Source organism: Plasticicumulans sp. (genome assembly GCF_035331805.1).
Lineage (GTDB): Bacteria > Pseudomonadota > Gammaproteobacteria > Competibacterales > Competibacteraceae > Plasticicumulans.
Window position 1 is genome coordinate 1 of the sequence record NZ_DAOLKE010000217.1, and the last position, 6,087, is coordinate 6,087.

The window sequence follows — 6,087 nt, forward strand, 5'->3', positions numbered from 1 at the left end:
CAGCGTCGAGAACAGCAACTCGCGCGTGTACTGACCCGCGCGCTGCTCCTCGAACCAGGCATCGAGCGCCTGGGCACCGACCACGCGCTCGATCAGCGCCCGCGCCATCACCGGTACCGGCGTCTGTTCCACGAAGCGCGTCAGGATCGGCGGCAGGCTCAACATCGGGGCGGACTCGGGCAGGTCAGGGGGGAATTTAAAGATTTACAACAGGTTGGTGGCACCTTGAAAGCCATGGCCGCCGCCGCTTATCATCGGCAGCCGCCATCCTGCCTCGGGAGATGACTCGTGGAACCGTCCTTCTGGCACGACAAATGGGAACGCCGTGATCTCGGCTTCCATCAGTCCGAAATCAATCCGCTGCTGCAGCGCCACTGGCCGCGGCTCGGTCTGGCGGCCGGCGCGGGCGTGTTCGTGCCGCTCGCCGGCAAGAGCCTCGATCTGCGGTGGCTGGCCGCTCAGGGGCATCCGGTGCTCGGCGTCGAGCTGTCGGAAACCGCGTGCACCGAATTCTTCACGGACAGCGGCCTGCCATTCGAGCGAAGCCACGACGGCCCGTTCGAGCGCTTCCGGGGCGCGGGCATCGAACTGCTGTGCGGGGACTTCTTCGCGCTGCAGGCCGCGCATCTGGCCGGTGTTGCGGCGATCTACGACCGCGCGGCGCTGATCGCCCTGCCGCCGCCGATGCGCCGGCGCTATGTCGCGCATCTGCAGGCGCTCTGCCCGCCGCTGCCGACGCTGCTGATCACGCTCGACTACGAGCAGGCCGAGCGCGACGGCCCGCCGTTCAGCGTGCCGGAGTCCGAGGTGCGCGCGCTGTACGAGCCGCACTGGCCGGTGCGCTGCGTCGAGCGCGTCGATCTGCTCGCCAGCGAGCCGCGCTATCGCGAGCGCGGCATGAGCCGCATCGAGGACTGCGCCTTCGTGCTCGGAGCGCTGGCGGGCGGCTGAGCGGCTACGGCGCCGCCGGCATGTCTTCGTCGAGCGACAGGTCGGCCGGCGGCCAGCCGAACAGCTCGCCCGGTGTCGGCTGCCAGTCCGGCAGCAGCGCGAGCAGCAGCGGCTCCTGCGGCGCGATCAGCTCCGGAGCGGCGTAACGGCCGTCGCTGCCGAGGCGGTGGATTTCGACGTAGCGCTGTTCCGGGTCGATCAGCAGCAGTTCGGGCACGCCGGCACGCTCGTAGACGCGTCGCTTCAGCCGCCGGTCCTTCAGCGCGTTCGACGGCGACAGCACCTCGACGACCAGATCGGGTGCGCCATCGACATGGCGGCCATTGGCGAGCTTCGCCGGGTCGCAGACGACCAGCACGTCGGGCTGCACGACGGTGTGGGCGTCGAGACGCACGTCCACGGGGGCCATCAACACTTCGCAGCCACAGCCGGCACCGCCGGAACCACGTCCGCGGCGCTCGGCGAGTGTCGATCGCAGCGCGGCAAACAGGGCACCGGTGATGCGCTGATGATCCAGCGTCGGTGCCGGCGACATCGCATACACGCGCCCGTCGATCAGCTCGCAGCGCGGCGTGTCGCTCGGCCAGCCGAGATAGTCCTCGGCGCTCCAGACTTCGTCACGGGCGGGCAGCGGGCGGGACATGGTCGGGTACACCTGCGGAGTCGGCCGAAGCGGGATGGCGCGATGCTAGGCCGCTGCCGCGCAGCCGGCCAGTGGCGCCTCAGCCGCCGCCCGCGGCGGGAGTGTCCCAGGCCGGAGCCGCATCGGCCCGCAGCGTGGTCTCGCGCTGCTGGCGGCGTGCGCGCTTGGCCTCGTACATCTCGCGATCGACCGCGTCGATCAGTTCGAGCACATCGGCGCGATGCCCGGCACCGGTCTCGCCCATGCCGAAGGTGATGCCGAAGTCGATGCCGGTGCGCCGGGAAAGCTCGTGGATGCGCCGCTCGACCCGGCCGGTGACCTGCAGCGCCTGTTCGCGGCCGGTGTGCGGCAGCACGAACACGAACTCGTCGCCGCCGTAGCGGGCGATCAGGTCGGAGCGGCGCACGCCCTCGCGCAGGATGCGGCCGATCTCCTGCAGCACCGCGTCGCCGGCGGTGTGGCCGAGCGTGTCGTTGACCGACTTGAAGCGGTCCATGTCGGCGAACACGACGGTGATGCGGTCGGTGTCGCGATCCATCAGCCGCTGCAGCAGCTCGACCGATTCGGCGAGGCCGCGGCGGTTCAGCAGGCCGGTCAGGCCGTCGTAGCGGCTGACGCGTTCGAGCTGCACGCGCGCCTGTTCGAGGCGCAGCAGCAGGAAGTACGCGTACATGACGATGATCGCGCTGAACAGCGGCAGGAAGATCAGCCCGGCGCGCAGGTCGGTCAGCGAGTCCTGATAGCGCACGACGAGCGCGAGCAGCGCGCAGCCGAAGCTCCAGGCCAGCGATTCGCCGTACATGCGCAGCCCGTAACGCATGCCGTTGCCGAGGATGACCATCAGATAGGCGAGCAGCGACGGCGGCACGCTGTACGGATCGTTGACCAGGAACAGCGAGATGCTGGCCACGTCGAGCACCATCGCCAGCCGGATGCGCGATTCGCCATAGCGCCCGAGCCAGGCGTGCCACATGTTCACGGCGTTCAGCAGCCAGTAGCTGCCGACGTGCAGCCACACGGCCCAGACCGGATACCAGAACGGCTGCTCGCCCGGCCGGCCGCTGAAGTAGAACAGCGCGATGCTCACGAACAGAAAGCGCGTCAGGAACTGCACGCGCATCTCGGCCCACGAGGCCGGCCGCAGGCCGGCACTGCCGATCCAGCCCGGGGATTCGCTGAACTGCAGCACGCGGCGGTCGCCACGCCGGCGTTCGTGGAAACCGGGCGGGGGGCGTGGAGGCAAGCGCAGCTCCTTGGCAGCAGGTTCGACCGGGCAAGCATATACGACGGATGCCGTATGCAGCGAAGGGCCATGCCGCCCGTGCAAGCCCTTGAGCGGACGCGGCAAGTCGCCGTTGCCTTGCGCGGGGTGCGGCTCTGCTATACCGCAGGCACGCCGACGGACGGCGATGCGAACCGCCCGCGGCGCCTCACCGGACCCTCAGGAGGGACAGGACATGGGTGTTCCCATCCGCGCCAGCCGTCTGGCCGCCGTCGTCACGCTCGCCCTGGCCGGATCGGCGGCCTTCGCGGCCGATCACAACGATCCGAACGCGATCAATTCCATCTTCTCGGACATTCCGGTCAGCCCGGCCGACCTGTACGACTTCTTCGGCTTTCCGGCCGACGACCGCAGCCAGGGCGAGAAGGTCGTGATGGCGCTGACCTTCGCGTCGGTGCCGAAGACCGGCGTGCTCGATCCCGACCTGCTGTACCGCATCCGCATCCACCCCGAGGCGCGGCTGGTGCGGCCGTCGAAGGAGGACTGGAGCCTCGACACCGTGCTCGCCTACGCCGGCGCGCTGAAGGATCGCTACCTCGACAGCCGCACGGCCGAGGTGCGCGTGCGCGTCGATGCCCGCCAGCAGGCCAAGGTCGATTTCATCGGCTTCCCGTCCGGCAGCTTCACGAAGATCATCCCGACCAACACGCCGGTGAGCGTGCAGGCGCCGGACGGCCAGGCGCTGCAGGTGTTCGTCGGCGGTCGCGACGATGCCTTCTTCAACGACCTGCCGGGTTTCTTCCGCTCGATCAACTACGGGCCGCAGTTCTACCTGATCCCGCTCGGTGCCGATCCGGACCTGCGCGAGTTCGCGATCCCGAAGACGCTGCTCGAACTCGAAGGCAACACGCTGTTCAACTTCGATCCGGCGCATCCACGGCTCGGGGAGGGCGAGAAGCTGCCGCTGCCCGACAGCGGCCCGCGCGAGCTGCAGGGCGTGCCCTACCGCAAGGACGCCAACGGCAACTACCGCTTCGTCTACAGCGGCAGGGACGCGCAGGCCGGGCGCAACGTCAACGCCATCATCCTCGAACTGCCGCTCGGCTACGTGACCGAGGCACCGGACAAGAACCGCGTCGTCAGCGCCTGGGGCGAGAGCTGGGTGCTGAAGGCCGCGAACAAGGTCGAGACCATCCCGGACGAGCAGAAGGGCTTCGGGCCGTGGCTCGAAAAGCGCCTGCCGCAGGGCGAGCGCAGCGAGTTCGAGCGCGAGCTGGAGCGCTACAAGCGCGTCGATACCGACGGCGTGCCCTTCGAGGATGCCGCGCTCAGCGAGCGCGAGGACTCCCGCCAGCTCGGCGCCGACAACCTGTCGCTGGCGCGGCGCTTCGTGATCCGCTTCGCGCATCTGGGCTGGGGCTTCGGCCCGTCGATCGACGCGCTGGGCCTCAGGACCTGCTTCGACCACGACCACTCGCCGGTGTCGATCCACCGCTACGACCGGCTGGCGATCGAGGCCTTCCCGCGCGCGAAGACCTGCTTCTTCCAGGAGGTCAACATGCCCGACGCGAGCTGGAACCCGCGCGGCCTGCCGATCCCGCTGAAGCGCACGTTTGAAATCTTCATCCCGAACGTCAGCGGCATCGACATGGATACCAACGGCAGCTGGCCGTACGGCCGGCGGCTGGAGGACCAGGTCGCGACGCGCTTCCTGTCGCTGTTCCTCGACATGAAGACCGGCTGCGGCGGCAAGCCGTGCAACGTCGAGACGCTGAGCCAGCAGGCGCTGTGGGACGGCGCGCCGATCGAGCCGAAGACGCCGCCGAATCCGCTGCACAACGACAAGCCCTTCCTGAAGCAATTCCCGTATCTCGCCGATCCGTGGTGAGGGCGCTCGTGCGTCGGTCCGGAGCGGCTTTTGCGGCCCGGCACTTTCCCCCGTGACGAGGGCGGGGCCGGGAAAACGTTGCAGACCACGTTTTCAAGCCCCTTTCCCTCCGGGTGTCGTGGTCCGGTTTCCATGGACACCCGCACAGGGGAAATCACCCCCCCGACGAGGGCGGAGATCCCATGAGTCCCCGCCCTCGGCGCAGCCTGGATACCGTGGGCAGGTGGAGAAAGCAGGGATAACAAATACAGTTCGTCAGGACAATGTCCGGACAACTACAATGATTGCATCCAGACTCCGGAGCGGCGCCATGAGCACCCTGAATCTTTCCAAGACCGAACGCATCGACGTTCGGGCAAGCACGCCAGTCAAGCAACTGCTGCAGGAAGCCGCGCGCGCCTGCCACAAGAGCGTCAGCGAGTTCCTGCTCGACGCGGGCGTCACTGCGGCCGCGCAGACGCTCGCGGATCGTCGCCAGTTCGTACTCGACGACGCGCAGTGGCAGGCATTCCAGGAAGCGCTGGATCGTCCCGTGCAAAGCAAGCCGCGCCTGAAGAAGCTGCTGCGTGAACCCGGGCTGCTCGGTTGAGCCATGGCTACGCAGCCGTTCGCAAGCTGGCCGCAACGGATCAGGTCGATGCCTTCGACTGCGGCCAGGCGGCGCTGAACCAGTTCCTGCAGCGCTACGCGCTCGTCAACCAGAAGGCCGGCAGCGCGCAGACCTACGTTTGCTGCCGCGATGACGTGGTGGTCGGCTTCTACAGCCTGGTGGTCGGCAGCGTCGATCCGGAGGCCGCGCCGTCGAGGGTGATGAAAGGGCTGGCACGTCATCCGGTGCCGGTCATGATCCTGGCCCGGCTCGCAGTGGACACCCAGCATCAGCGCAAGGGCCTGGGTCAGGCCCTGCTCAGGGACGCCCTGCTGCGAACCGCACAGGCCGCCGACATCGCCGGCATCCGTTGCCTGCTGATCCATGCCAAGGATGATGCGGCACGACGCTGGTACGAATCCTGGGAATTCGAGCCCAGCCCGAGTGATCCGTATCACTTGTTCCTGATGATCAAGGATATCAATGGTTTGCTGAGCTGAAACAGCGTTTTCCCGCAAGGCTGCACACCCGGGCTGCCCGCCCCCTTTCCTGCAACGGAAGAAGAACTGAACGACGGGGGATTCACCGTGATCGGTTCGAGCCGTCCTGCATGCACCACCGCCGTGAACACTCCGGGCCGCATTGCCCGTGTCGCCGCCGGTCTGTGTGCGCTCGTCGTGATGGCGGCAGCGGCGCGCGAGCCCGGATCGCTCGCGCAGGAACTCGCGCGCCTCGACGCCGCGCTCGCGCGCGCCGAAGCCGCCGCCGATGCCGCGCCCGACGATGCGCCGGCC

Annotated in this window: 6 protein-coding genes; 4 read left to right on the plus strand and 2 right to left on the minus strand. The window is 68.3% G+C overall.

Translation table 11 applies throughout. The annotated features are described in order from the left end of the window. The first annotated feature begins 288 nt into the window (after positions 1-288). Positions 289-951, plus strand: a complete 663-nt coding sequence (locus PKE44_RS13660) for a thiopurine S-methyltransferase (protein ID WP_324552109.1) — start codon at positions 289-291, stop codon at positions 949-951. 4 nt (positions 952-955) lie between these two features. Here the strand turns inward: PKE44_RS13660 and PKE44_RS13665 are convergent, their stop codons facing one another. Both PKE44_RS13665 and PKE44_RS13670 read right to left on the minus strand, forming a co-directional pair. Continuing rightward, positions 956-1,594 carry a Uma2 family endonuclease gene (locus PKE44_RS13665; RefSeq protein ID WP_324552111.1) on the minus strand — a complete coding sequence of 213 codons (639 nt, stop codon included), beginning with the start codon at positions 1,592-1,594 and terminating at the stop codon, positions 956-958. Between the two features lie 79 nt (positions 1,595-1,673). Next, the gene (locus tag PKE44_RS13670; RefSeq protein WP_324552113.1) at positions 1,674-2,837 is read right to left on the minus strand and encodes a GGDEF domain-containing protein; all 1,164 of its coding nucleotides are present in this window, start codon (positions 2,835-2,837) and stop codon (positions 1,674-1,676) included. Between the two features lie 214 nt (positions 2,838-3,051). Here PKE44_RS13670 and PKE44_RS13675 point away from each other — a divergent pair, with 214 nt between their 5' ends. The 3 genes from PKE44_RS13675 to PKE44_RS13685 all read left to right on the plus strand — a co-directional run bounded on the left by PKE44_RS13675 (position 3,052) and on the right by PKE44_RS13685 (position 5,793). Next, positions 3,052-4,704, plus strand: coding sequence for a DUF4331 family protein (locus tag PKE44_RS13675; protein ID WP_324552115.1), 1,653 nt, complete (start codon positions 3,052-3,054; stop codon positions 4,702-4,704). A gap of 310 nt (positions 4,705-5,014) precedes the next feature. After that, entirely contained in the window at positions 5,015-5,293 is a 279-nt protein-coding gene (locus tag PKE44_RS13680) for a DUF1778 domain-containing protein (protein ID WP_324552118.1), read from the plus strand. Continuing rightward, the gene (locus PKE44_RS13685; RefSeq protein ID WP_324552120.1) at positions 5,290-5,793 is read left to right on the plus strand and encodes a GNAT family N-acetyltransferase; all 504 of its coding nucleotides are present in this window, start codon (positions 5,290-5,292) and stop codon (positions 5,791-5,793) included. The genes PKE44_RS13680 and PKE44_RS13685 overlap by 4 nt, the downstream gene beginning before the upstream one ends. Positions 5,794-6,087 lie beyond the last annotated feature (294 nt).